The organism is Kribbella sp. NBC_01484 (assembly GCF_036227145.1).
In the GTDB taxonomy this organism is placed as follows: domain Bacteria; phylum Actinomycetota; class Actinomycetes; order Propionibacteriales; family Kribbellaceae; genus Kribbella.
In genome coordinates, this window is the sequence record NZ_CP109437.1 from 2,073,665 (window position 1) to 2,096,035 (window position 22,371).

Annotated in this window: 26 protein-coding genes; 12 read left to right on the forward strand and 14 right to left on the reverse strand. The window is 67.5% G+C overall.

What is annotated here, in order from left to right; translation table 11 throughout:
• The first annotated feature begins 47 nt into the window (after positions 1 to 47).
• On the forward strand, positions 48 to 1,025 hold the full coding sequence (locus OG555_RS10145) for a 2-hydroxyacid dehydrogenase (protein ID WP_329482560.1): 978 nt from the start codon (positions 48 to 50) through the stop codon (positions 1,023 to 1,025).
• Here the strand turns inward: OG555_RS10145 and OG555_RS10150 are convergent.
• Positions 1,009 to 1,893 (reverse strand): RNA polymerase sigma-70 factor, encoded by an 885-nt coding sequence (locus tag OG555_RS10150; protein ID WP_329482561.1) that lies wholly within the window; start codon positions 1,891 to 1,893, stop codon positions 1,009 to 1,011. The genes OG555_RS10145 and OG555_RS10150 overlap by 17 nt on opposite strands.
• Before the next feature lie 151 nt (positions 1,894 to 2,044).
• Here OG555_RS10150 and OG555_RS10155 point away from each other — a divergent pair, with 151 nt between their 5' ends.
• Positions 2,045 to 2,530: a carboxymuconolactone decarboxylase family protein gene (locus OG555_RS10155; protein ID WP_329482562.1), complete on the forward strand. Its 486-nt coding sequence runs from the start codon at positions 2,045 to 2,047 to the stop codon at positions 2,528 to 2,530.
• Positions 2,531 to 3,249: 719 nt separating this feature from the next.
• Here OG555_RS10155 and OG555_RS10160 read toward each other — a convergent pair.
• The 4 genes from OG555_RS10160 to OG555_RS10175 all read right to left on the reverse strand — a co-directional run bounded on the left by OG555_RS10160 (position 3,250) and on the right by OG555_RS10175 (position 5,710).
• Positions 3,250 to 3,774 (reverse strand): DinB family protein, encoded by a 525-nt coding sequence (locus OG555_RS10160; protein WP_329482563.1) that lies wholly within the window; start codon positions 3,772 to 3,774, stop codon positions 3,250 to 3,252.
• 5 nt (positions 3,775 to 3,779) lie between these two features.
• Positions 3,780 to 4,685 carry an alpha/beta fold hydrolase gene (locus OG555_RS10165; protein ID WP_329482564.1) on the reverse strand — a complete coding sequence of 302 codons (906 nt, stop codon included), beginning with the start codon at positions 4,683 to 4,685 and terminating at the stop codon, positions 3,780 to 3,782.
• 43 nt (positions 4,686 to 4,728) lie between these two features.
• Positions 4,729 to 5,139: a VOC family protein gene (locus OG555_RS10170; protein WP_329482565.1), complete on the reverse strand. Its 411-nt coding sequence runs from the start codon at positions 5,137 to 5,139 to the stop codon at positions 4,729 to 4,731.
• A 121-nt stretch (positions 5,140 to 5,260) separates the two neighbouring features.
• The gene (locus OG555_RS10175; RefSeq protein WP_329482566.1) at positions 5,261 to 5,710 is read right to left on the reverse strand and encodes a hypothetical protein; all 450 of its coding nucleotides are present in this window, start codon (positions 5,708 to 5,710) and stop codon (positions 5,261 to 5,263) included.
• 221 nt (positions 5,711 to 5,931) lie between these two features.
• Between OG555_RS10175 and OG555_RS10180 the strand changes: the two genes are divergently transcribed.
• From OG555_RS10180 to OG555_RS10190, 3 genes are all read left to right on the forward strand, one after another.
• Complete coding sequence (locus tag OG555_RS10180) at positions 5,932 to 6,741, forward strand: hypothetical protein (protein ID WP_329482567.1); 810 nt, start codon at positions 5,932 to 5,934, stop codon at positions 6,739 to 6,741.
• A gap of 66 nt (positions 6,742 to 6,807) precedes the next feature.
• Positions 6,808 to 7,587 carry a hypothetical protein gene (locus OG555_RS10185; RefSeq protein ID WP_329482568.1) on the forward strand — a complete coding sequence of 260 codons (780 nt, stop codon included), beginning with the start codon at positions 6,808 to 6,810 and terminating at the stop codon, positions 7,585 to 7,587.
• A gap of 329 nt (positions 7,588 to 7,916) precedes the next feature.
• Positions 7,917 to 9,809 carry a heparinase II/III domain-containing protein gene (locus OG555_RS10190; protein ID WP_329482569.1) on the forward strand — a complete coding sequence of 631 codons (1,893 nt, stop codon included), beginning with the start codon at positions 7,917 to 7,919 and terminating at the stop codon, positions 9,807 to 9,809.
• 122 nt (positions 9,810 to 9,931) lie between these two features.
• On the opposite strand, the gene OG555_RS10195 is transcribed toward OG555_RS10190, so the two are convergent.
• Positions 9,932 to 10,510: a mycothiol transferase gene (locus OG555_RS10195; protein WP_329482570.1), complete on the reverse strand. Its 579-nt coding sequence runs from the start codon at positions 10,508 to 10,510 to the stop codon at positions 9,932 to 9,934.
• 124 nt (positions 10,511 to 10,634) lie between these two features.
• Positions 10,635 to 11,231, reverse strand: a complete 597-nt coding sequence (locus tag OG555_RS10200; protein ID WP_329482571.1) for a hypothetical protein — start codon at positions 11,229 to 11,231, stop codon at positions 10,635 to 10,637.
• Positions 11,232 to 11,278: 47 nt separating this feature from the next.
• On the opposite strand from OG555_RS10200, the gene OG555_RS10205 reads away from it, so the two are divergent.
• Entirely contained in the window at positions 11,279 to 11,425 is a 147-nt protein-coding gene (locus OG555_RS10205) for a hypothetical protein (protein ID WP_329482572.1), read from the forward strand.
• Between the two features lie 74 nt (positions 11,426 to 11,499).
• On the opposite strand, the gene OG555_RS10210 is transcribed toward OG555_RS10205, so the two are convergent.
• Positions 11,500 to 11,895, reverse strand: a complete 396-nt coding sequence (locus OG555_RS10210; protein WP_329482573.1) for an META domain-containing protein — start codon at positions 11,893 to 11,895, stop codon at positions 11,500 to 11,502.
• Positions 11,896 to 12,032: 137 nt separating this feature from the next.
• On the opposite strand from OG555_RS10210, the gene OG555_RS10215 reads away from it, so the two are divergent.
• The gene (locus tag OG555_RS10215) at positions 12,033 to 12,791 is read left to right on the forward strand and encodes an MBL fold metallo-hydrolase (protein ID WP_329482574.1); all 759 of its coding nucleotides are present in this window, start codon (positions 12,033 to 12,035) and stop codon (positions 12,789 to 12,791) included.
• A 270-nt stretch (positions 12,792 to 13,061) separates the two neighbouring features.
• Positions 13,062 to 13,421, forward strand: a complete 360-nt coding sequence (locus OG555_RS10220; RefSeq protein WP_329482575.1) for a YciI family protein — start codon at positions 13,062 to 13,064, stop codon at positions 13,419 to 13,421.
• A gap of 207 nt (positions 13,422 to 13,628) precedes the next feature.
• Here OG555_RS10220 and OG555_RS10225 read toward each other — a convergent pair whose 3' ends face one another.
• The 3 genes from OG555_RS10225 to OG555_RS10235 all read right to left on the reverse strand — a co-directional run bounded on the left by OG555_RS10225 (position 13,629) and on the right by OG555_RS10235 (position 15,475).
• The gene (locus OG555_RS10225) at positions 13,629 to 14,237 is read right to left on the reverse strand and encodes a hypothetical protein (protein WP_329482576.1); all 609 of its coding nucleotides are present in this window, start codon (positions 14,235 to 14,237) and stop codon (positions 13,629 to 13,631) included.
• 114 nt (positions 14,238 to 14,351) lie between these two features.
• A complete protein-coding gene (locus OG555_RS10230) occupies positions 14,352 to 14,678 on the reverse strand; it encodes a hypothetical protein (RefSeq protein WP_329482577.1) in 327 nt (108 codons plus the stop codon).
• 155 nt (positions 14,679 to 14,833) lie between these two features.
• On the reverse strand, positions 14,834 to 15,475 hold the full coding sequence (locus tag OG555_RS10235) for a hypothetical protein (protein WP_329482578.1): 642 nt from the start codon (positions 15,473 to 15,475) through the stop codon (positions 14,834 to 14,836).
• A 201-nt stretch (positions 15,476 to 15,676) separates the two neighbouring features.
• Here OG555_RS10235 and OG555_RS10240 point away from each other — a divergent pair, with 201 nt between their 5' ends.
• Positions 15,677 to 17,029 carry an IS110 family transposase gene (locus OG555_RS10240; protein WP_329482579.1) on the forward strand — a complete coding sequence of 451 codons (1,353 nt, stop codon included), beginning with the start codon at positions 15,677 to 15,679 and terminating at the stop codon, positions 17,027 to 17,029.
• Positions 17,030 to 17,255: 226 nt separating this feature from the next.
• Here the strand turns inward: OG555_RS10240 and OG555_RS10245 are convergent, their stop codons facing one another.
• The 3 genes from OG555_RS10245 to OG555_RS10255 form a co-directional block, all read right to left on the reverse strand.
• Positions 17,256 to 17,576: a hypothetical protein gene (locus OG555_RS10245; protein ID WP_329482580.1), complete on the reverse strand. Its 321-nt coding sequence runs from the start codon at positions 17,574 to 17,576 to the stop codon at positions 17,256 to 17,258.
• A gap of 109 nt (positions 17,577 to 17,685) precedes the next feature.
• Positions 17,686 to 18,213 (reverse strand): DinB family protein, encoded by a 528-nt coding sequence (locus tag OG555_RS10250; protein WP_329482581.1) that lies wholly within the window; start codon positions 18,211 to 18,213, stop codon positions 17,686 to 17,688.
• Between the two features lie 530 nt (positions 18,214 to 18,743).
• Entirely contained in the window at positions 18,744 to 19,466 is a 723-nt protein-coding gene (locus OG555_RS10255) for a DUF4386 domain-containing protein (protein ID WP_329482582.1), read from the reverse strand.
• Between the two features lie 319 nt (positions 19,467 to 19,785).
• Here OG555_RS10255 and OG555_RS10260 point away from each other — a divergent pair, with 319 nt between their 5' ends.
• From OG555_RS10260 to OG555_RS10270, 3 genes are all read left to right on the forward strand, one after another.
• On the forward strand, positions 19,786 to 20,121 hold the full coding sequence (locus tag OG555_RS10260) for a hypothetical protein (protein WP_329482583.1): 336 nt from the start codon (positions 19,786 to 19,788) through the stop codon (positions 20,119 to 20,121).
• Positions 20,122 to 20,328: 207 nt separating this feature from the next.
• A complete protein-coding gene (locus OG555_RS10265) occupies positions 20,329 to 20,691 on the forward strand; it encodes a hypothetical protein (protein WP_329482584.1) in 363 nt (120 codons plus the stop codon).
• Positions 20,692 to 20,724: 33 nt separating this feature from the next.
• Positions 20,725 to 22,272 (forward strand): heparinase II/III domain-containing protein, encoded by a 1,548-nt coding sequence (locus OG555_RS10270; RefSeq protein WP_329482585.1) that lies wholly within the window; start codon positions 20,725 to 20,727, stop codon positions 22,270 to 22,272.
• The last annotated feature ends 99 nt before the right edge of the window (positions 22,273 to 22,371 follow it).

Sequence of the window (22,371 nt, forward strand, 5' to 3'; positions counted from 1 at the left end):
ATAGGGTTGAGCGGGAAAGTGGCGGTGAACATCGGTGAGGAGAACCCGTGGGACTACCAGTGGTACTGATGCCAGGACCGATGCATCCGGCGGTCGCGCAGGGTCTGGAGGGCCACTGTGAGTTGATCAGGCTCTGGGAGGAGAGCGACCCGGACGCCGTTCTCGCGGCCCGCCGGGACGAGATCGTTGCCGTCGCCACCGGCGGCGGCCGGATCGACGGCCCGTTCCTCGACCGGCTGCCCGCGGTGCGGATCGTGGCCAGCTTCGGCGTCGGCTACGACCGGATCGACGCGAACGCCGCGGCCGAGCGCGGCGTCGTGGTGACCAACACCCCGGGCGTGCTGGACGACGAGGTCGCCGACACCGCCCTCGGGCTGCTGCTGATGGCCGTCCGTGAGCTGCCCCAGGCCGAGCGGTACCTGCGGGCGGGCAAGTGGCAGGACGGTCCCTACCCGTTGACCCGGGCAACCATGCACGGCCGCCGGATGGGCATCCTCGGCCTCGGCCGGATCGGCCAGGCGATCGCGGACCGGGTCACGCCGTTCGGCATCTCCGTTGCCTACCACAACCGCCGCCGCAAGGACGTCGGCTACCGGTACTACCCGTCGCTGGCCGAGATGGCCCGTGACGTCGACATCCTGATGATCGTCATCCCCGGCGGCGACAGCACCCGGCACCTCGTCGACGCCGAGGTCCTGCAGGCGCTCGGCCCCGACGGCATCCTGATCAACGTCTCCCGCGGCTCGGTCGTCGACGAGCAGGCGCTGGTCGACGCTCTGCGCACCAACACGATCCTGTCCGCCGGCCTGGACGTCTTCGAGCACGAGCCGAAGGTCCACCCCGACCTCCTGACCCTCCAGAACGCCGTCCTGCTCCCCCACGTCGGCTCGGCCACCATGCCCACCCGCACCGCGATGGGCAACCTGGTCGTCGACAATCTCCGCAACTGGCTGGCCCACGGCACTCCGCTGACCCCGGTCCCGGAGTCGGCGGAACTGGTCCGGCGGCTCAGCGGCTCAGAGTGATCTCCCGCTCCAGGCGGGATAGTTTCTCGGGATTGCGTACGGCGTAGAGACCGGTGATCATGCCGTCCTCGAGCCGGATGGCTGTCACGGTGTCGATCTCTCCGTCGAAGCGGAGGATCAGGGCCGGCTGCCCGTTGATCTGGGTCAGCTCCACCGACGCCTGGCCCAGCCGGCGCAGCCCGAGCGCCAGCAGGCCGGCGACCTTGTCAGCGCCCACGATCGGCTCGGGCAGCGCCTGGACGACGCCACCGCCGTCGCCGAGGAAGACGACGTCCGGCGCGAGGATGTCGACCAGGCCTTGCAGGTCGCCGGTGTTGATGGCGCGCCGGAACGCCTCGAGCGCGTCCCGGGTCTCGTCGGCGGAGACGATCCCGCGGGGCCGGCGGGCCGCGACGTGGGCGCGGGCGCGGTGGGCGATCTGCCGGACCGCGTCCGGCTTCTTGTCGACGGCTTCCGCGATCTCGTCGTACTCCAGACCGAACACCTCCCGGAGCACGAACACGGCCCGCTCGGTCGGCTTCAGGGTCTCCAGGACGAGCAGCATCGCCATCGAGACGCTGTCGGCGAGCTCGACGTCCTCGGCCACGTCCGGCGCGGTGAGCAGGGGTTCGGGCAGCCATGGACCGACGTACGACTCCTTGCGGCGGCCGAGCGTCCGTAGCCGCATCAGCGCCTGGCGGCTCGCGATCCGGACCAGGTACGCGCGCTGATCCTGGATGGTGTCGAGGTCGACGCCGACCCAGCGCAGCCACGTCTCCTGCAGGACGTCCTCCGCGTCAGCGGCCGAGCCGAGCAGCTCGTAGGCGACCGTGAACAGCAGGTTGCGATGCGCAACGAACGCCTCGGTGGCTCGGTCCGTACCGGTCATGGCTGGCTCCTTCGCGCCGTCGGCTGTCGCCCACCAGATGCCGGCCGCCGGGATTCTGTGACAGCTCGATCGGTATGGCGTTCGTCACGTCACAGCAGCCGGCTCGGCGGCATCTCGTGTTCGTCCAGTAGATCTCACAAGTGAGGACATCATGACGGAACCCCGTATCGACCTGATGAGCAACGAGCTCGGCGCCAGGCTCGGCAAGCGGATGTTCGGCGTTCACCAGGCCGTCCAGGAGTCAGGCCTGTCCGAGACCACGCAGGCGCTGGTAATGCTGCGCGCCAGCCAGATCAACGGCTGCGGTCACTGCATCGACCTGCACGTCAAGGAGGCCGCGGCGGCCGGCGAGACCGCGACCCGCCTCAGCCTGGTCGCCGCCTGGCACCACTCGACGGTCTTCACCGAGGCCGAGCAGGCGGCCCTGGCTCTCACCGAGGAAGCCACCCGCCTGGCCGACACCCACGGCGTCTCCGACGACACCTGGGCGTGGGCGAGCAAGCACTACGAGGAGGATCAGCTCATCGCGCTCGTCACCGTGATCGCGATGATCAACGCCACCAACCGGCTGGCCGTCACCCTCAACCAGCTCGGCGGCTCGTACGAAGCCGGTCTCCTGACCAAAGCCCTCGACTGACGAGGGCCGCGCGATTCCCGTTTGAGGGGTCACCCCGGAAGCGATGGGCTCGGCCGCCAGATTTCGCGGGGCCAAGCCACACGTCGAGGGGTTGACCGGTTTTCTGCTTGATGTGTGGGTGATGTGACGGGCCTTGAACTGGTGCACGCGGTGGCCTGTCGAGGAAGGCGAGCTTGGTGCTCGGGGCGGCGGTGTGCCGGCGTGTGCTACTGCCGGCTGGCCGGTGATGTGGTGGTCGTCCGGGGGCGGCAATTCGCCCAGGCGGTCGGCGCCCCGCTTGCGCATTTGGTGGGTTGACGTCCCATGTGGTGGGTTGCCGTACCGGATTCCGGGGCGCCAACCCATCTCGGACGCCAACCCACCAAATGGGGGTCGCTCGGCACCGTGTCCGCGCCGACACACAGCACCGGGCGGGGACCGGGGCCCGTGGGCTGGGGTCGTGGGGTGGGGCCGTGGGTTGGGACGGGTCGTGGTGGGTTGGGACAAGGAATTGCCTGTCTCGGCCCACCACGACGTGTCCCAGCCCACCAGAGGTGGACCGATCCGCAGGAGAACAAGCGCGCCACAACCGTCCGACCCAGCCTCGGCACACCCTCCCACCTTGCCTCCTTGCCCACCGCCCCCTATCCCGACCAGCACACCTGGCCGACGACGATCCCCCACACATCGACCAGAACAGCCGGTTGACCGCTCAAACGGGGTAGCGGGCGCCGGCGGGGTCAGCCGGCCGGCTGTTCGGCTGGGGGGAGGTCCCAGATGCGGTTGGTCTGCCAGGCGTACTCCCAGGCCTGGATGTCGGGGGGCTCGATACCGAAGCCGGTGAGGATCGCGCAGACCTGTTCGCGGTGGTGGTTGGCGTGGTTGATCGCCTGTGCGATGAAGATGCCGACCCGCGTCCCGCGGGTGTTGTCGTCGACGATCATCACCCGCTCGACGTCGATCGGCTTCGCCAGGAACTCCTCCCATACCGCGCCGGCCTCGTCGTTCCACCGCTCGAGCGTGTCGAAGTCCTGCGCGTGCTCGCCGTCGACGAAGTCGAGCGGGCTGTCGGCGATCCGCCGTACGTAGCTGCCGTCGCAGCGGACGATGTGATCGAGCGTCGCCAGGATCCCGCCGAACGTGCCGACGCCGGTGACCTCGAGCTGCTCGGGCGTGAGGTTCTGCGCGCGACAGAACTGGATCAGGCTCTTCGTCGCCCAGTTGTTGTGCCGGATCGGGTCGTACAGCAGGTCGTTGAGTCCCATGCGATTCACGCTAGCCGCAAGGCCTCGAGGATCTCGTCCCAATATTCGTGCAGTACGGCGAGATGCGTGGTCTGCTCGCGGATCACCAGAGTCGCCCGCGGGATCCGCTCGGCGAGCCAGTGCCCGTTGCGTGGCGAGGCGTTCGCGTCCGAGTCGCCGTACCAGAGGAGGACCGGGCACGTGATCCGCTCGGGGCGGAAAGGCCAGGATGCGAAGGAGATCGCGGCGTCGCGGAGATAGCCGGCCGGGTTCGTCAGCGCTTCGCGGACCGCGGCCGCGATCGCGGCGTCGGAGCCGAGCACGCGGCCGTCGACGACCGGACCGGGTCGGCTGATCACCTCGGCGTCGCGCGGGTCCAGCTCCGTGAGGAAGCGCCGGGCCAGGGCGGTGTCGTCCGTGTCGGCGGGATCGAGCTGGGCGACGTACGCCTGGAAGTCGGCGCGCATGGCCTCGACCGCGTCGTCGGGTCGCAGCGTGGCGAGCCGGGCGAAGAACGCCAGCTCCTCGGGGCCGAGATCATCCCGGTGGATCGGCGGGTCCAGCTCGGGGACGCTGCCTGGGCTCGCCGCCACGCCCACGGCCGCCACGCGGTCCGGATGACGCGCTGCGCAAGCCAGGGCGTACGGGCCGCCGATCGACATCCCGAGCACGGCGAAGCTGTCAATCCCGAGCCGATCCGCGACCGCCACGACGTCGTCTGCCACGGACAGCTGCGTCGAGGCATAGGCATCCGACGCCCCGTAGCCGGGGCGGTTCACCGCGATCAGTCGCACGCCGGTACGCCGGGCCGCCGCGTCGCCGGCGTATGCGGCATGTCGTGTGTCCGGGCAGCCGTGCAGGAAGAAGATCGGGACGCCGTCGGGCGCCCCGCCCTCCCACCACTGCATCCGCCACCCGTCTGCCAGCCGCATCACCCCACCGACCGCGGGCGAGCGCACCGGCGCCGGGTCCGCGTCAGCCGGCCGCGGCGATGTTGACCATCCAGTTGATGCCGAACTTGTCCGTGACCATGCCGAACTCGTCGCCCCACATCTGCTTCTCCAGCGGGACCGTCACCTTGCCGCCTTCGGACAGCTTCTGGTAGTACCCGCGGAGCTCGTCGCCGTCGCCGCTCAGGCTGATCGCGATGTTCTCACCCGGGTTGTACGGCATGCCCTGCGGCGTGTCGGCCGCCATCAGCGTGAAGCCGCTCGGCGTCTCGAGCTGACTGTGCATCAGCTTGTCGTCATCGTCCGGGCCGTGGCTCGCACCGAACTCCTTGAAGGTGTTCGAGGCCACTTCACCGCCGAAGACGCTCTGGTAGAACTCCATCGCCGCTCGCGCGTTGCTTTCGAACTGGATGTACGGATTGAGCCGAGCCGCCATCAGAAACTCACTTCCCCCAACCGGCCGCACCCGGTGGTGAGGCCTCTTGCCCGCACAGTAAACCCGCCCGCCGACAGTTCGCGACCCCCAGCCGATCCGGGTCTGTGGCCAGGGTCCCCGGTCAGGCCGGGCTCGAGGGGTAACGGTCGAGGTACGCCCGGGCGCGCGGCCGCGGGTCGGCATGGAATTGCTCCGGCAGTCGGTGCCGATGGTCCGCACAGAAGCCCGCGAGGCCGGTCGTGATCGGCATGAGCTCCCAGCGGGTCTCCGGCTCGTACTCGGCCGTCGCCGCGAGGAGCTCGGCCTCGGGCGTCCACCCGTCATGGTCGAACGCCCAGGTCCCGTCGGTCGCGATGACGTGCGACGGGTTCTTCTCCCCGACCTTCCGCAGACCGGCGACCCGGTACGACGGATGGCGCGCGACGAACTCCCACGCGAGAATGTGACAGGCGCCGGCCGCGAAGAATGCCTGGTCCGGGCGTCGCCAGGCCAGCTGCTGGTCCGCCCGTTCCGCCTGCGTACGCCGGAACACTGCGGCCGGCGTGTAGCCCGACTGGTCGATTTCTGGCATGGCTGGAACCTATCCGGGGTTTCCGGACATTAACCAAGTGAGGGATGCGCGGCGACTACTGTCCGGCCGGATGCGGGCACGGTCCGCGGTCGGTCAGGGGTGTGACAACCATTCCGGGCGTGTCCGCATCTGATATATGGAGAAGGTTTGCAACGGATACCACGGTTCAGCGCGTCAAGAAGTTATGAGGGTGTATGTCGAAACTGGGGGGAGTGGAGGGTATGCGGAGCAGACTCCGTGAGTCCGTGATCGCTCCGGCCATGGCAATCGTCGTGACGCTGGCCGTGTTCACCGCGATCGGCGGACTGCTGGTGCTGCTCGAGCCCCGCTCGCCGACCCCCGCGGGCCCGGACACCGGCCTCCTTGCGGCACCCCCCGGGCCTACCACCGTGCCACCGGGCCGCTACGGTTCGGGCACGCTCGGCCCGTGGCAGAACCTGCTCCGGCGGATCACGCCCGACGACCAGATCCGGGACGTCCTGACGTTCAACGGGATCTTCATGTTCGGCGACAGCATCGCCGTCCAGGACGGCCTGGCACTGGAGCAACTGCTCGCGACGCGGACCGGCGACTCGATCGCCGTCCACGACTGGTCCGGTCAGCCGACGTCCGCGGCGGTCGACGCGCTGGCGGGCTGGGCGCGCGACTACGGCCTGCCCAGCCGGATCGTGATGGCGGTCGGCACGAACGACATCTTCGACCCGCCGGCGTTCGGGGCGCAGGTGGAGCGGACGATGGCGATCGCGGGCCCGAAGCGGACCGTGTACTGGGTGAACGTCGAGGTGAGCCGGTTCCGCCAGAGCGCCGACGTCCAGGCCGCCGACCGGGCCAACAGCGCGTGGATCAACCAGCAGCTGGAGGAAGCCGCGGCGCGCCACCCCAACCTGAAGATCATCCACTGGTCCGAGTTCCTCAACTCGCAGCCGGCCGGACTGGGGAAGTACCTGCGCGACGGTGTCCACACCAGTTCGCCGGTCGGTCGGGCCGCGCGCAACGACCTGATCGCCGACGCGCTGCAAGGCAGTCCCTGAGGATGGCACCCCTGCGCCGCCTTCGGCGTTATCAGGATGGGTACGGCGTCACAGGGAGGTCCACGCATGCTCCGGCATCATGCGCTCGCCACCGCTCGCGGCGGGGCGACGTCCGCGGTCATCGTCGCGGTCCTGACCGCAACGCTGCTGGTACTCATCCATCTCGAGTCCCCCACGGCCCATGCGAAGGCCGCCGCCGCTCCCGCCACGAGCACTGGTGGCTACGGGTCGGGCAGGATCGGTTCCTGGCGGTCCAACGCCAAGGTGATCTCCAGTGGTGCGCACGTCCGCCACGTCGTGGCGACCGACGGGGTCCTGCTGTTCGGCGACAGCATCGCCGTACAGGACGGGGAGGCACTCGGGCGACTCCTGGCTCAGCGGACGGGTGCGTCGTTCGCCGAGTACAGCTGGGCCGGTCAGCCGACGTCGGCTGCCGTCAACGCCATGGCTGCGTGGGCCCGCTCGTACGGGCTGCCGGATCGGATCGTGATGGCGGTCGGCTCGAACGACATCTTCGACCCGCCGGCGTTCACGGCACAGGTCGATCAGGCGCTGCGGATCGCCGGTCCCAGCCGGACCGTGTACTGGGTGAACGTCCAGGTGTCGCGGACCGACGGGCCGGCCTCTGTGCAGGTCGCCGATCAGCGCAACAGTGAGTGGGTCGATCTCCAGTTGGCCCAGGCCCAAGAGCGCTACCGGAACCTGCAGATCGTGCATTGGGCCGAGTTCCTCGCGGCCCGTCCCGAGCGGATGCGGACCGACCTGCGGGACGGCCGGCACACGACAGTCCCGGCCGGGCAGACGGCCCGCAACACCTTGATTCTGCAGGCGATCCAGCACCGCTGAACCGGAGTCGGCGATCCGCACAACCTTTCCCTGAGTCACGGCATCTAGACAGACAGAGGAAACATTCTGACCTCGGGGGGATCTACCTGGACGCGATGAGCTGTCCCAATATGCATGGCGACGTACCTGGATGTGGAGTGACGGCACCGTGATCGATGCCGGTTGCAACCTTCTCCGGACTGCCTGACGTCTACCCAGTAACACCCGCCGACGCCGCGGAATCGAGGCGTTTCACGCAAACCACCGGACCGGAATCCAGGGACCCGTTCGGCCCTAATTCAGGTCTATGCCAGAACAGGCATGCCCAGGGCATGCGGTGAGGACGAGCAATGCCGGCGAGACATCCCCGCACAGCTGGAACGACGGTCCGGCTCGCCATCGCGCTGGCGGCGAGCGTCGCCGTCCTGGCGACCGCGCTGATGATCCCGTGGGGCGGCTCGAAGCCGGAGGCCGCCCCGGACCCGACCGTTGTCCGAACGCCCGAACCTCCGACCGCCCCGCCGACGCCGGCGAAGCGCAACACCTACACGTGCCCGGCGTACAGCGGGATCGATCACGCGAACCCGTTGGCCAACCTCTATCGCGACACGTTCACGTGGGGTACGACGGCGCCGTACAAGGTGGGCGACGGCAAGGGAAACATCAACTGGCGGGTGAACCCGGACAAGAACCCCAGCTGGTACATGTGGCTGCACTCGCTGCGCTGGCTGGGCCAGGGAATCGTGGCGGCCGGCAATGGCGATCGGCGTGCGCTGCAGCGGGTCAGCGCGATCGCGCACGACTGGGTGAAGGACAACCCGTACTCGTGGAAGTCGGACATCGGCGCGTACGAGTCGACGATGCACCGGACCAACGTGCTGATTTGTTTGCGTCAGGCAACGTTGTCCGGGCTGCACGTGTCGCGGCTGCCGCGGGAGTACGCGTGGCTGGACAAGGCGCTGTTGGACCACGCGTGGTTCCTGCGGAAGAACTGGAGCGGTGACTGGAACCACGGCACCGACGAGAGCCTTGCCCTCTTCGGGGTTGGCTGCACGCTCGGGCGAAGCGATCTGAAGAAGGTCGCCGCGGATCGGTTGACCAGCGCGATCAAGACGTCGATCGACACGCAGGGCTCGACCAACGAGCAGTCGACGGCGTACGCCCAGTTCAACTACTCGCTCTGGGGCCGGGCGATCGACGTACTGGAGAAGTGCGGCGTCGACCCCGGTACGACGATCAAGGCACGCCGGCGCGAACTCGCGAAGTGGCTCGCGCTCGCCACCAACTCGCTCGGCAACCTGCACCAGATCGGCGACTCCGAGGTGGTCCGCACCGCGCCGGTCCCCGGCACGGTTCTCGAGTACGCCGGAACCCTCGGCGCGCAAGGGATCCGGCCGACCCAGCGGATCGGGATCTTCGACGCCGGGTACATCTTCGGCCGGACCGGGTGGGGTGAGACGCGGCCGTTCACCCAGGAATCGACGTACAGCATCAGGTTCGGGCCGGCGCGGAAGCTGCACGGGCACGAGGACCACACGTCGATCACCTACACCTCGCACGGCCGGGACATCCTGATCGACGGCGGGCACGCCGGCTACAAGATGGACGACTGGCGGAGCTGGGCGAAGAGCCAGTTCTCGCACAACGAGATGACGGTGTTGTCCACCGCCGCGGAACACCCGGAGACCAAGCTGACGCGGTCGTCGATCGCGCCGACGTCGGAGTTCTACGAGCTGCATGACTCGCTGGGCAAGGGGATCGACCGGACCCGGGGCGTGCTGGTACTGAAGGATCCGGACCTGATGGTCGTGCTGGACCGCGGGACGTCACCGTCGTCCCAGGACTACCAGACGTTGTGGCATCTGCCGGAGGACCAGAAGGTGGTTGTCAACGGCAACTCTGCGGTGGCCGCGCGGCCGGGCGATCGGGTCAAGACGACGTTGCTGCAGATCCCGTTCCAGCAGCAGACCACCGCGATCCAGGTCGCAACCGGCAACAACGACCCGATCCAGGGCTGGCACTACACCACGATCGACAAGCGCCACCCAGCCCCGGTCGTGAAGTTCACCCGCTCCGGCCGCACCGCGTCGATCCTATCCGTCATCGTCCCGACCCGCAGCAACGGGGCCGTCACCTACACCACGTCCCAGCAGGGCTCCGGCGTACGCATCACACTGAAGGTCGACGGCGTGAGCACCACCATTTCCGTAGCGGCTGACGGCACGCTCACACGAGTCAAGTGAGTCCTTCGTACGGCGGCCCGGCGGGTGGTCAGCGCCGGGCCGTCGTACAGGGTCAGGCGGTCTGATGCGGCGGGCCGTCGTGCAGGGTCAGGCGGTTTGATCCCGGCGGGCCGTCGTACGGGTCAGGCGGTTTGTGGTGTGCGGGCGCCTACGGGGTGCCAGCCGGGGGGCGGGTCCTCGCCGACGCGGCCGTCGACGGCTTCGCGGAGGAGGTCGGCGTGGCCGGTGTGGCGGCCGTACTCCTCGACGAGGTCGAAGACGAGGCGGCGCAGGCTCGCGTGCCGGCCGTCGGGCCAGCTGATATGCGCGGGCTGGTCGAGCCCACCGTCGGCGAGGGCAGCGGTGACGCGCTCCCGCGAGCGGGCGACCGCGCCATCCCAGAGCGCGTAGAGCTCCTCGGGTGTGTTGTCGGCCGCGGAGTTGAACTCCCAGTCGTTGTCGTCGCGCCACCCGTTGTCGTCCCAGTGCGAGTCCATCGGTTCGCCGCGGAACTTCACGGTGAACATGTAGTCCTCGTTCGCCGCCAGGTGCTTCAGCAGACCCCCGAGCGTGATCGTCGACGCCCCGATCCGCGCCTGCATCCCGGCCGCGTCGAGCTCGTCGACCTTGTAGCGGAACGTCGTACGCAGCCGATCGAGCGCCCCGATCAGGTGCTCAGCCTCGGTGCCAGCCAGCGGAGGTTCCCACCATGTCTCAGTCATACCGGCACCGTAAACCCGATTCCGGACACTCCCCTTCCGGAACTACGAGCTCCCGACTGACGTCCTAGGCCCATCAGCCAATCCGTCACCAACCTCGCCGCAGAAGACTGGGCGGCACTTCTCGTTAACCGCGGCGAGGCATCCACGACGTCCGCTCGTAGATGTTCCGATCCCCGAGCCACGCCCGGTACTCGGCGTAGTTGTTGACGCCGGCATCCAGCACCGCCTGATAAAGCCAGTAGCCACGCGCCCGCTCCCCCAGCCCTTCGGCTTCCTCTTTGATGGCAAGGATCCGGTCTCGAGTCTCCGGGGTCAGTGCGTCTCGAAGAGCCGCGGTCAACGCCGCACCGCTCGCGACAGTCGACGCATGCTCGAAGACCCACGTGTCGATCGTCCACGTCTCATCCGAGGTGAGCTCGTACTCGAGCTTCCAGTACTGCCCTTGCTCGTGCCGATCGCGAGCATCGAGGTAGGTGATCCGCCGCGCCTTCGGCAACTCGGCCAACGCCGCCATCACCGCGAACCCGTCAGCCACCCGCGGCTCGTCCGAATGGATCTCCATGTCGATGTCCGGCGGCACCACAACCCCGATCCCAACCGAACCGACAATCACCACCTCGCCGTACTTCCCCCACCGCTCCAGCAGCTCCAGCTCCCGGACAATCCCGTACGCCGCCCGCAGCCGCCCCTCCGCCCGAGCCGCCCGCTCATCAACCGACACATCCACCTCCTCGCCAGGTGAGCGATCGTAGGCGCGATGATGGGTCGATGAGGTCGCCCGTTCGCCCGTTGTCCGCCAGGAAGCTAGCGCGCGACTTCTATCTGCGCCCGGCCTCGGACTGCGCGACCGACTTCCTGGGCAAGGTCCTCGTCCGCCAGACCCGCGCCGGCTGGCCAACCCCAACCCACACCTGAAGGCCTCCGCACGCCGACGGCCGGCTGCTGGTCTCCTACGAAACCCCGTCGAACCAGGGCCTTCGGCTTCAGGCTCAGCGGACGGCGGTGAGGTCGAGGCCGGTGCCGGTGGGGGTCAGAAGGGTCAGACGGTTGTAGTCGATGGTGTAGGTGACCTTGGCCCTGAGGGTGGTCAGGATCGCGGTCTCCACCTCGGCAGTTTCCCCTGTGCATGCGTGGTCGGTGGTGGTGACGACCCCGGTGAAGGTCAGCTCTGTTCTGGTGCGGTCGACAGTGCCGGAGAGTTCGTTGCAACCGGCGTACGCCCTGAGGACGTCATACACGCGCGGACCCTCGTCGTTCCGGTTGGGCACTTCCGCGAACTCCAGCCGAGTGCGCGTGTTCGAGACCAACTGCTTGGGCTTGCCATCCTCCGTCACCGCGGTGGACAGATAGGTCTTGCCCATCGGCGAGCTGGTCACTTCGCCCATGCTCGGCTCCTCTCCACATCGTGCCGCTCGGGTGCCGGCCGATCCATCAGAGGTTAATCCGGCAGGACGCGCAGACCCGGCGCATTCTCCTGCTCAGCGTGATTGCGCCGGGGTGGCTGTACTGACAGAGTCGATGGATGCTGAATCAGGTGGCTGACGGTGTCTGGGTCCGTCAAAGCGAGTGGGTCTGGAGCAATGCCATCGTGGTGCGCGGGGAGGGTGGGTTGATCCTGGTCGATCCTGGCATCGACGGTTCCGATCTGAACGAACTCGCCGATGACGTGGACCGGCTCGGCATTCCGGTGGTTGCCGGGTTCTCCACCCATCCCCACTGGGACCACCTGCTGTGGCATTCCCGGTTCGGTGAGGTGCCGCGCTACGCCACTCCCGGCGGCGCCCAGGTAGCTAGCGAAGCCCGAGAGCGGGCACAGAAAATGGCGGCCGAGAGCGCGTCGGGCATCCCTCTCGAACTGATCGGGCTCCTCACCCCGCTGCCCGAGGACGGCGGACCCGTGCCCGGCGAGATCGTCGAGCATCAGGCGCACGCCATCGGCCACGCCGCGGTCCTCCTCGCGGACCGTGGCGTCCTGGTTGCCGGCGACATGCTCTCCGACGTCCTGATCCCGCTCCTCGACCCTCGCCGCCCCGATCAGGTGAGCGCCTACGAGACGGCACTCGACCGGCTCGGTGAAGCTGCCCGGCACGTCGATGTCGTGGTCCCGGGCCACGGCGCCGTTGCGGAGGGCCCCGCGGTGGCGGCTCGCCTGGCCGCCGATCGTGCCTACATCGACGCGCTGCGGCGAGGAGAGGAACCGATCGACGCGCGTCTGGATCAAGACTGGCTCTCCGGCCCCCACCAGGCGAACCTGGAGCAGGCCCGACACGCATCCGGATGAACTTCGGCGTCATCGCGCTCATGTCGCCCGCTCGTGGCCCCCACAGCGGTCAGGAGCGCGCCCCGTCAGGGACCCGTTCGCAGACCGCGGTGGTGTGGGGCTGGCTGTGGCCGAGGATTTCCGCGAACACGGGATACATGGCGCCTGAGCGGAGGCCGTACGGCGGCGATCCAGTGAAAACTTTTGCCGAAAGCCTGTCGTATCCACCGGGCGCCGTTCGTAGCGTAGGTGGAGGCGGACAGCGGGTCCGCTCGAGCCGAAGGAGCAGACATGCCCGAGTACCTCATCTACTTCAACCAACAGTGGGTGGGTGACCACACCGAAGAGTGGTTCGGCGGGCGCGGGCCACTCGCCAGGGCGGTCGTGGACGAGATGAAGGTTGCCGGCGTTTACGTCTTCGCCGGGGGGCTGGAGGAGGAGGACGGCCCGGTCTACAGCGCCGACCCCACCAGTGGCGAGGTGTTGCTCACCGACGGACCATACGTCGAGACCAAGGAGTTTCTGGGCGGGTTCGCTCTGGTGAACGTGGCCGATGACGAGACCGCCAAGATGTGGGCGGCCAAGGTCGCAGAGGCCTGCGGTTGGCCACACGAAGTTCGCCGCTTCAAGCCGCAACCCAGGGCCAACTGACTCATCGCCGTCGCTGCGGCCGGAACGCTCCTCCGAACGAGGAGGACGAAGGCGGCCCGGACCAGTCCGCGCTGCGACCGCGTTAGCACGACCGCTAGGCCCTCTAATGGGACCGAGAGATGGAAGATCCCCAGGTCATGTGCCTTGACCTGGGGTTTCTTGGTGCTCCGGGCGGAGCCGCCTGTCGGAATCGAACCGACGACCTTCTCATTGCGAGGAAGAACGACAGCGTCGCATCCGCTCTCTACCAGCGCTTCTAGCAACACGGGCACCCCCAGCAAGCGCGAGATTCCCCATGCGTAGCCGTCGTTTCGTGCCACGAGTCATGCCATGCATCTCGACCACCCTCGGTCGCGGCCCACGCCTGGTCGAGGCCGACCAGGCGCTCGGGCGCCGGCCTTCTGATCCGCAGGAGCCTGCGGGCCGTTCGTAGCCGGCTTCGGCGAGGGCCGCGGTCAGGGGGTCAGTCAGTGTGACCACGAGGCGCTCACCCCCGTCGCGCATTGCGAGGTTGTGACCGCTTCGAGGATCGTCGACCACCTCGTCGTATGGCCGCCCCGTGAGCAGTTCCTCGAGCGTTGCGAGTTGCACGACAGGGTCAATGCCCTTGACCGAAAGCGTGTCGTGAACGACGAGGTCGGGATCTGCGCCGAGCGCGGGCTCTGGCGCCGGGCGCTTGCGCCGGAAGATCCCGCGCTGCCACCCTTCAGGGAGAGTAATCATCGTCGCCTGGGACCCGGGGCCACCAACACGATCAACGACGGTCGCCGCTTCCTCATCGGATGCAGCTGCGAAGTAGTCGAACAGCACGCCCATGGCGAACATCCTGCACGACGCGCGATGCTCTGAGATCGGCAGGACGGCAAAGCGCGCTCATCGGCATGTTGGTTCGCGCTGACAGCGACATGAGCGTGCGGCTGAGGCGTAGGTTTATCTGCTCATCGCTGTCGCAAGCAGTGGCCCTGCGTGCGCCTCGACGAGAGGCACCCATTCCGGCCACCCCAACGTCCGACCAAGGAGGCGTACTGCAGTCCAGTAGTCGATCATGCTGTCAGTGGACTGCAGCAATCGCTCAATCCAGGCGAAGACATCGCGCAGGGCAGCCGGGTCGCCAATGGCGTGGGGCATCACATCGTGGCGGAACACCCAGTCGACGCGCCCCGCGGGATCTGCGCCGTCGTCTGCCTCAACAGCGGCGGCTGCCTGCGGAAAGGCCCTTAGGAACTCCTCTTGGATGTTGCCGCTTGTGAGGAGCACGCCGACACGCTAGCCCAGGTCGGAGTCCACTCATCGTGAGTGCACCGGACAGCGGCAAATCAGTGCGTTCTTGGTTGTCCCCAAGGGCCCGGCATGAAGGTCGATGGGGTGTGGCGTGCATCCCGGTGAGCCGCTGGGCGGAGCTCCTCGTGCTGTTACGGCGTAATGGTGATTTCCATAGGCGCCGTCAGCATGTTGCCGTTGTCGGTCTGTGGTGCGATGACCAGCTGCCACTGTCCGGGCGGGACGGCGTACCCCAGGTCGGGAACCACCGAGGCTGTGCCGATCAGGACGGGCACGGGGCGGCTCTGGTGAGGTTCGATGGCGAACCCCACTCCTGCCAGGGTGTGCGGGCCGACGTGCAGACCGACCACGCTGCCGGAGTTGTCGGTCACCGCCGATCGCAGGTGGCCGTTGGTGAGGAGCACTTGCTCGTGCGCAGTTCGATTCGTTACCAGCACGTCTTGGTGCTTGTACCAGCCGGTCCGGACCGTCAACGGAGACAGGGGTTGCACGTCGAGCCCGGCGGATTCAGCAGGTTCTCCGTGTAGTTGGCGTGAGTAGTCAGTCACCCACAGCTGTCTGGCCGGAAAGGTCATCGCCCCGACACGCAGATCCACAACGTCCCCGTACTTCGCGTTCAACATGACCGCGATGTCGGTTGCCCAGGCGGCCAGATCGATGCGGAACCGCCGCTCACGCCGCTCGAAATCGGGGGCAGGAAATACCACGAGCGCGCCCGGTGACTCCTCGCGCAACCGCCGCAGATCCACACGCAGACTCTCCCAGCCGGCCATAGCCCGACGGTATCCGAACCGCGCGCTCCTCCAGCCGCAGGTGGACGGCGATCTAGTCCGCTGAGCAACTTCCTGAATTCGGCATCAGCGCGCTTCACTCTCCGCGGCATAGAAAGACGTTCTGCGTGTCGATCCGGGCGAAGGAACGTCCTCCTGATGCGCTTGTAGGGCTTGGTGTCCCATCGCAGGAGGAGGACGTTCATGTCCAACAGTAGTGGTGTGTCTCGAGGTGACCGGAACCGTAACGCGCGGCTTGTTCGGCTGCGGGTGCTGGTGCCGTTGAGCAGTGCGATCGTCGGGATCGACCTGGCCGACAACAAGCAGGTGGTGGTGGTCACCGATCACGACTCCAAGGTGTTGGCACGACGGACCTTTCGTTGTCGGGCGTGGGATCTCGGGATCGCGTTGGATTGGGCTGCCGAGCGTGCGACGGCGAAGGGGTTCGCCGGGGTCACGGTGGCGTGCGAGCCGACCGGGCATCGTTGGCGGGTGCTTGGGCAGCTGGCCGCGGACCGGTCGATGCCGTTCGTGTGCGTGCAGCCGATGCAGACCTCCTGGGCGCGCAGGAGCGAGGACCTGACCTTCGACAAGACCGACGACAAGGACGCGATCCTGATCGCCCGGCTCACCGCCCAGCTGCGCTGCTACGTTCCCGAGCCGGTCGAGGAGACCTGGGGTCGGCTGCGGCATCTGGGAACCCGCCGGGAGCGGCTGATCGGCGAGGCGGTCTCGCAGGTCCAGCAGATGCGAGACCTGCTGGAATGCGTCTGGCCCGCCGCGTTGGAGACGGCCAATTACCCGTTCCGGTCCCGCACCTGGGCGGCCGCGATGTGGGTCGTCGTGGACCGGGACAACGCCGACTTCACCCGGACCCGGCGCCTCGGCCTGGCTCGGTTCGAGACCGCCGTGCGCCGCGAGATCACCAACCGGGGCGGGCACAAGCCCTGCCTGCGCATCGTCCGGAAGCTGTTCGCCGCGCTCAATAACCCGACCGGTGTGATCGCCCACCGCCGCGGCGCCCTCGAGCGGGTCCAGTTGCTGCTGGAGGACTGGGCCGAGAACCAGCGCAAGCTCGCCGACACCGAAGCGCGGATGACCGCCGTCCTCGACGAGCTCGAGCTGACCGCGCTGGTCACCTCGATCTCTGGGATCTCGGCCGTCGGCGCCGCAGCGATCCTGGCCGAGACCGGCGACCCCCGTCGGTTCTCGACCGCACGCGCCCTGGTCAAGCACGCCGGCCTCGCCCCCCGAGAGAAGCTCTCGGGCACCTTCACCGGCCGCACCAAGCTCACCGGCCAAGGCAGACCCAGACTCCGGCTGGCCGCCTGGCGCGCGGTGTGGGGCGCCCTGCAAACCAACACCGCCTACGCCGCCCGCTACCGGCACCTGACAACCCGAGAGACCAACAAGCTGACCCCGACCCAGGCGCAGACCGCGATCGCGGCCGCGATCCTGCGGCACATGCACGCCGTAATCACCAGCGGCGTCGCTTGGGACCCGGTCATCGCAACCCACGGCACCCGACACCACGCAGCCAACACCAAGGCCGCCTAACCCCGCTCAGGCGGCCACTCAAGCAGACGGTCGGGGCAAGCCCCACGCGGCATTGAGGAACACCAGTCACCTCGCCGGACATCATGGGCAGCCCCGCCCGTCGTCTGAACAACCCGATTACACGCTGACGGGCCCAACCCCATCACCGCTATGCAGGGACAGACGACGGACGAGGCACCGGACCGGAAGGCTTGACACACAGCGCCTTACGCTGATGTCAGGGCGTTCAGCCACGCTCACGTCCGGGCAGGGGTGCGCCGTCGAGGAAGGCGTTGTAGACGTCGAGGACGTCGTCGTCCACCGTTGGCTCGATGTTGCTCCAACGAGTGTCTCGACGGTCGCGATGGGGGCCGGACAGCCAGAACTCCTCGTGCGTGTCTGTGTCGTAGAAGTTCGCGTCCCACATGCCGTTGCCGCGGGCCAGCGTCCGGCCGTGCCAGTAGGCCGTCTTCCAGGTTCTGTTGAACCTCACACGGCTGATCCAGGCCGGCCCATGGTCGGTTCCGTGGCCGGTCTTGAGTTGGACGAACATGACTCGATCAGGCACGCGCCCATGGTGCCCCAGCCGGGGTTGAGGTCCACGCATTTCGGCGGATGACCGATACGTGCGTAGCCTGCCCTCAACGCGGCAGATGAGTGCGTTCAGGACCCGAGCCTCACGACCCCCGAACGCTCGCGAGGGTCAGTTGCTTGCGATGGTGGTCGTAGTGCTGGGTGGCGTAGTGGTAGACGTCCCGCAGTGTCATGTAGTCCGTGAAGTAGGGGTCCCAACGGACTGGGAAATGCATGCCTCGGTCCAGTACACGCTCCGGCCGTGTTCGCAGCGATGTCTGGAGGTTGCTCAGCACGCGGTCCATGAGCCGCTCCATCCGGGCGTATCCCAGAGTGCGCGCACCGAACAGGGAGCCAACGAAGTTGATGACGTGGAACGGGCGGGCGCCGGCGTTCAGGAGCGCGGCGAACCGCCGGGACGCGCCGTCGGGTAGTCGGGAAAACCCCCAGACGAGAATCCTCAGGTTCCGCACCAGTAAGTACCCGAAGAGCATGTGGAACAGCAACTGCTCGTTGTTCCACTTCGTGCCGTCGGTTGGCTTGCGAAGCTCGGCGACTGTGGCGGTGTCGACGAGATCTCGGTAGTCGTTTCGGACGCGATCCATCTCCGCGCAGATCTCTTCCTGGTCCATGGTCGCCTCCGGGTCGTCGCTGTCACCGTGGGTTCACGCTAGGCCGCCCGGCGCGGTTTGGGGACATCCGCACATCGGCTGCGGGCTTTACCCTCGGCGGTAGATGCGTACGTTTCCCAGCCCACGACTCCGTGGTTTGGCAGGGTGGTTCGTGGTCGGTCCCTCGGTGGCCTCCGGGGGAACCTGCGCTGCGCGTCGATCACGCCACCGGGAGGGATCTCACTGGGTGCTCGCTTCGATCGCGTCGGCGATCTCCGACACCAGCTCCTCGTAAGCCGCACGTGTCAGGTGCATGCCGTCGGCATCGAACGCTGCGGGACCTATCCTGTCGGCCACCGCACGCACGTCCAGTGCGATGCCTCCGCGCGCCTCGACGAGCGGTCGTCCTGCCCCAGCGCGCCGACAGGACAGAGTCAGCCGGCCTCGGCCATGTCGAATGTGCCAGCCGACGCGCGGGAACTGTCATCGGCATGAGCGCGCGGATCGCGGCTACTTGTCCGCGCATCCGTCAGAAGCGGCGTCGTACTTCGTCAAGCCCGAGCGTGGGTCAGGGGCGTACCCGGATCAGCAACCGGTGCCGGGACGGTCGTGCTGAATCCCTTCCAGATAAGCCAGACTGCCAGCACGATCTCCTGCACACCGATCGGGACGTTTAGCGCAACTTGCGGACCCGACATGGTGTCGATCGCTCGGAACAGGACGAGCAGGGCACCGATGGCTCCGAACGTCGTACCCGCAAGGCCCCAGATCGACAGCCAACGCGGGATCAGTCGTGACCGGAAGAAGACCAGGTAGTACAGGGTTCCGCCGGTGTAGAAGGCCAACACCCCCGCCACTGCGGCAGCCTCGCGCAGGTCGCGTACCAGCTCGCCCGATGCTTGCGTAGTCGCGCCGATCACTCCGCTCGCCGACAGTTGGTCCGACAACGCCACCAGGACCAGCGTGCCGACAGCCGAGAGGGCATAGAACACCCCCTCGATGAGCCGGAAGCCGACGGATCCCAGCGCCATGCCGGCTGCGTATGTCCGCAGCACGGGGTAGAACGAGATGGCGATGGCTGCGCTGGTGAAGGCTGCCACCAGCTGGAAGAGTCCCGCAGTGAGCATTCGATCCTGGTGCTGGGACACGCCCGCCAGGAAGCCGGGCCCGTCGAGGAGCGACCCCAAGAGGGCCGTGGCCACCAAACTCGCGGCGGTCGCTGCGATGAGCAGCATCCCCGCGGTCGTGGCGTGGATGTCGCGCGATCTCATCATGTCTCTCCCTCTGCCGAAGCTGGGATCCGACGCCGTTCAACGACGATGTCACCCACAATCCGAGGCACCGCCATCACCTCCCCACGACGCAACTTCTACCGTCAGCGTGTGCGCACTCCGTCGCGAGGCGACAGGGGCATAGGTCACAAGCAAGCCGCGATGAGGCCTGGCTCCGTAGAGCCGGCCTGTGGTGTGATCAGCCAGCTGGCGGCCGCATTTCGACGGTGATCGGAACGCCCGGAATTCGGCATGTGCGCTCGGCAACGTCGGCGCCTGGTCCACCGTGAGCTGCGCCGCCGCGCCGCTCGACGACCGATCCATGGGCGCATCCAGCGGATGGACGCGCAGTACGTCGAGCGTGTTCTACCGCGGCACCGCCACCGTAACGACGAAGGCGGGTGTCTACCTCAGCCGCACCGGAGCAGCGCTCAGCCGGGTCGCCATCGTGGCCACGAAGTGTCCGACCTGTGGCTCGGTGCGGGTGTACGTCAACAACGTCGCCGTCGGAACCGTCAGCCTCTACAACGCGAAGCTCCAGTACCGGGCAGTCATCGCGCTGCCGGCCTTCGGTTACCGCAGCGGCACTGTGGTGGTGAAGGTGACGTCGAGCGGCAAGCTGGTGCAGATCGACGGTCTAGGTACGAGTCGCGCCTGACGAGAGCCGGACGGTGCTTCGGGAGCTGCGACCTGACAGGCGAAGTACTGCGGGGAGGTGGTTGCAGCTTTTGACATTGCGAACTTCGCACAGAACCATGAAGCTTCGCATCGGTACTGGGGCGAGCGGTCGCCGAGCTGCGGGGCGCCACGGGGTGGTCAGGCCGCTGGGAGCGGCATCAGTGTCTTACAGGGTGGGGAAGCTGTCATGTCTGCAAAGTTGGTCGGCTGGATCGCTGCGGCCTCGGCCGCCGCTGTTGTGGCGACCCTCACCATCACCGGTGGGTCGTCCGCCGCTCCGTCGGCCGGGATTGCCGTCACGCCGGATCTGCCGGAGCCGAAGTTTGCCCAGTTCGAGGCGGGTCGAAGCAACGTGATCCCGCCGACCGCTCCACCTGCCACCGATATCAAGACGTCCACCACCACGTCGCTGACAGCCGGCAAGTACACCTGCCCCGGCTACAGTTCCATCGACGACCCGAACCCGGTCGCGAACCTCCTCAAGGACACCTACGCCTGGAGCACCTTCGCGCCCTACAAGGTGGGCGACGGCAACGGCAACATCAACTGACGGCTCAACCCGTACAACAACCCCAGCTGGTTCATGTGGCTGCACTCGCTGCGCTGGCTCGGCCAGGGCATCACCGCCGCCGGCACGGGTGACACCGTCGCGATGGATCGTGTCACCACGATCGCGAAGGACTGGGTCACGGACAACCCGTACTCGTGGAAGAGCGATATCGGGGCCTACGAGTCCACGATGCACCGGACCGACGTGCTGCTCTGCATCCGACAGGCAGTCCTGTCCGGGCTCGGGCAAACCACACTGCCACCGGCATACGCTTGGCTCGACCAGGCACTGACCGACCACGCCTCGTTCCTGATCGCGAACTGGAGCGGCGCCTGGAACCACGGCACCGACGAGAGCATCGCGCTGTTCGGCGTCGGCTGCACGCTGGATCGCGCGGACTACAAGCAGACCGCCCAGGACCGCCTCGCCGCCGGCATCACAACCTCAATCGACGCAGAGGGATCGACCAACGAGCAGTCGACCGCGTATGCGCAGTTCAACTACTCGCTCTGGGGCCGAGCGGTCACGGCTCTGCAGGAATGCGGAACCGACCCGGGTACGACGATCAGCTCGCGGCGCGCGTTGCTGGCGAACTGGCTCGCGCTCGCCACGAACTCGCACGGCAAGCTGCCCCAGATCGGCGACTCCGAAGTGGTCAGCACCAACCAGTTCGCCGACACCCCCACGGAGTACGCGGGATCCCTTGGCACCAAGGGAGCGGTCCCGCCGCAGCGCGTCGGCGTGTACTCCGCGGGTTACATCTTCGGGCGGAGCGGCTGGGGAGAGACGCGCCCATTCTCGCAGGAGTCGACGTACAGCATCCGCTTCGGGCCCTCACGCGCTATGCACGGCCACAGCGACCACACCGGGATCACGTACACCGCCCGCGGCCGCGACATCCTCATCACCGGTGGCCACGCCGGCTACCAGAACGACGTCTGGCGCACGTGGGCCAAAGGTCAGTTCTCGGCCAGCACAATGACGACACCACTGTCGGCGGAGAAATACCCGGCAACGAAGCTGACACGCTCCCTGGTTTCTACGACGTCGGAGTTCTACGAGTTCACAGACGTTCCGGGCGTCGGGATCAACCGCACCCGGGACGTGCTCGTGCTGAAGAACCCAGACCTGATCATGTCGCTGGACCGAGCGAGCTCGACGACAGCCCAGCAGTTCCAGACGCTGTGGCACCTGCCGTCGGACCAGAAGGCCACGGTCTACTCCCGCACCACCGCGCTGGCGATGAAGACCGGCGACTCGATGCGGACGATCTTGTTCCAGGTGCCCTACAAGCAAGCCCTCCCGGCCGGCGCCATCCTGATCAAGCAGGGCCAGACCAGCCCCATCCAGGGCTGGCACTACCCGAACATCACCACCCGCAACCCGGCCCCCACCTTGATGTTCGCCCGGTCCGGCTACTCCGCCTCGATTCTCTCCTTCATCGTCCCCGTGGGAGCGACCCAAGGCGTCACCTACGCGGTTCGTACATCCGGCACAGCCACTATCGTCGACCTCTCCGTAGGCGGAGTCCGCACATCCGTCGGAATCTCCGCCGGCGGCTCCCTCTATCGCATCTCCTGACCCCCTGCCGGTACTGCGCAGCAGCGGCTCCGCGATGGTGCCGGGTCAGGATGTTGGTTCGTGGAGACAACGACCTCCGACCGAGACCGTAGGACAGGG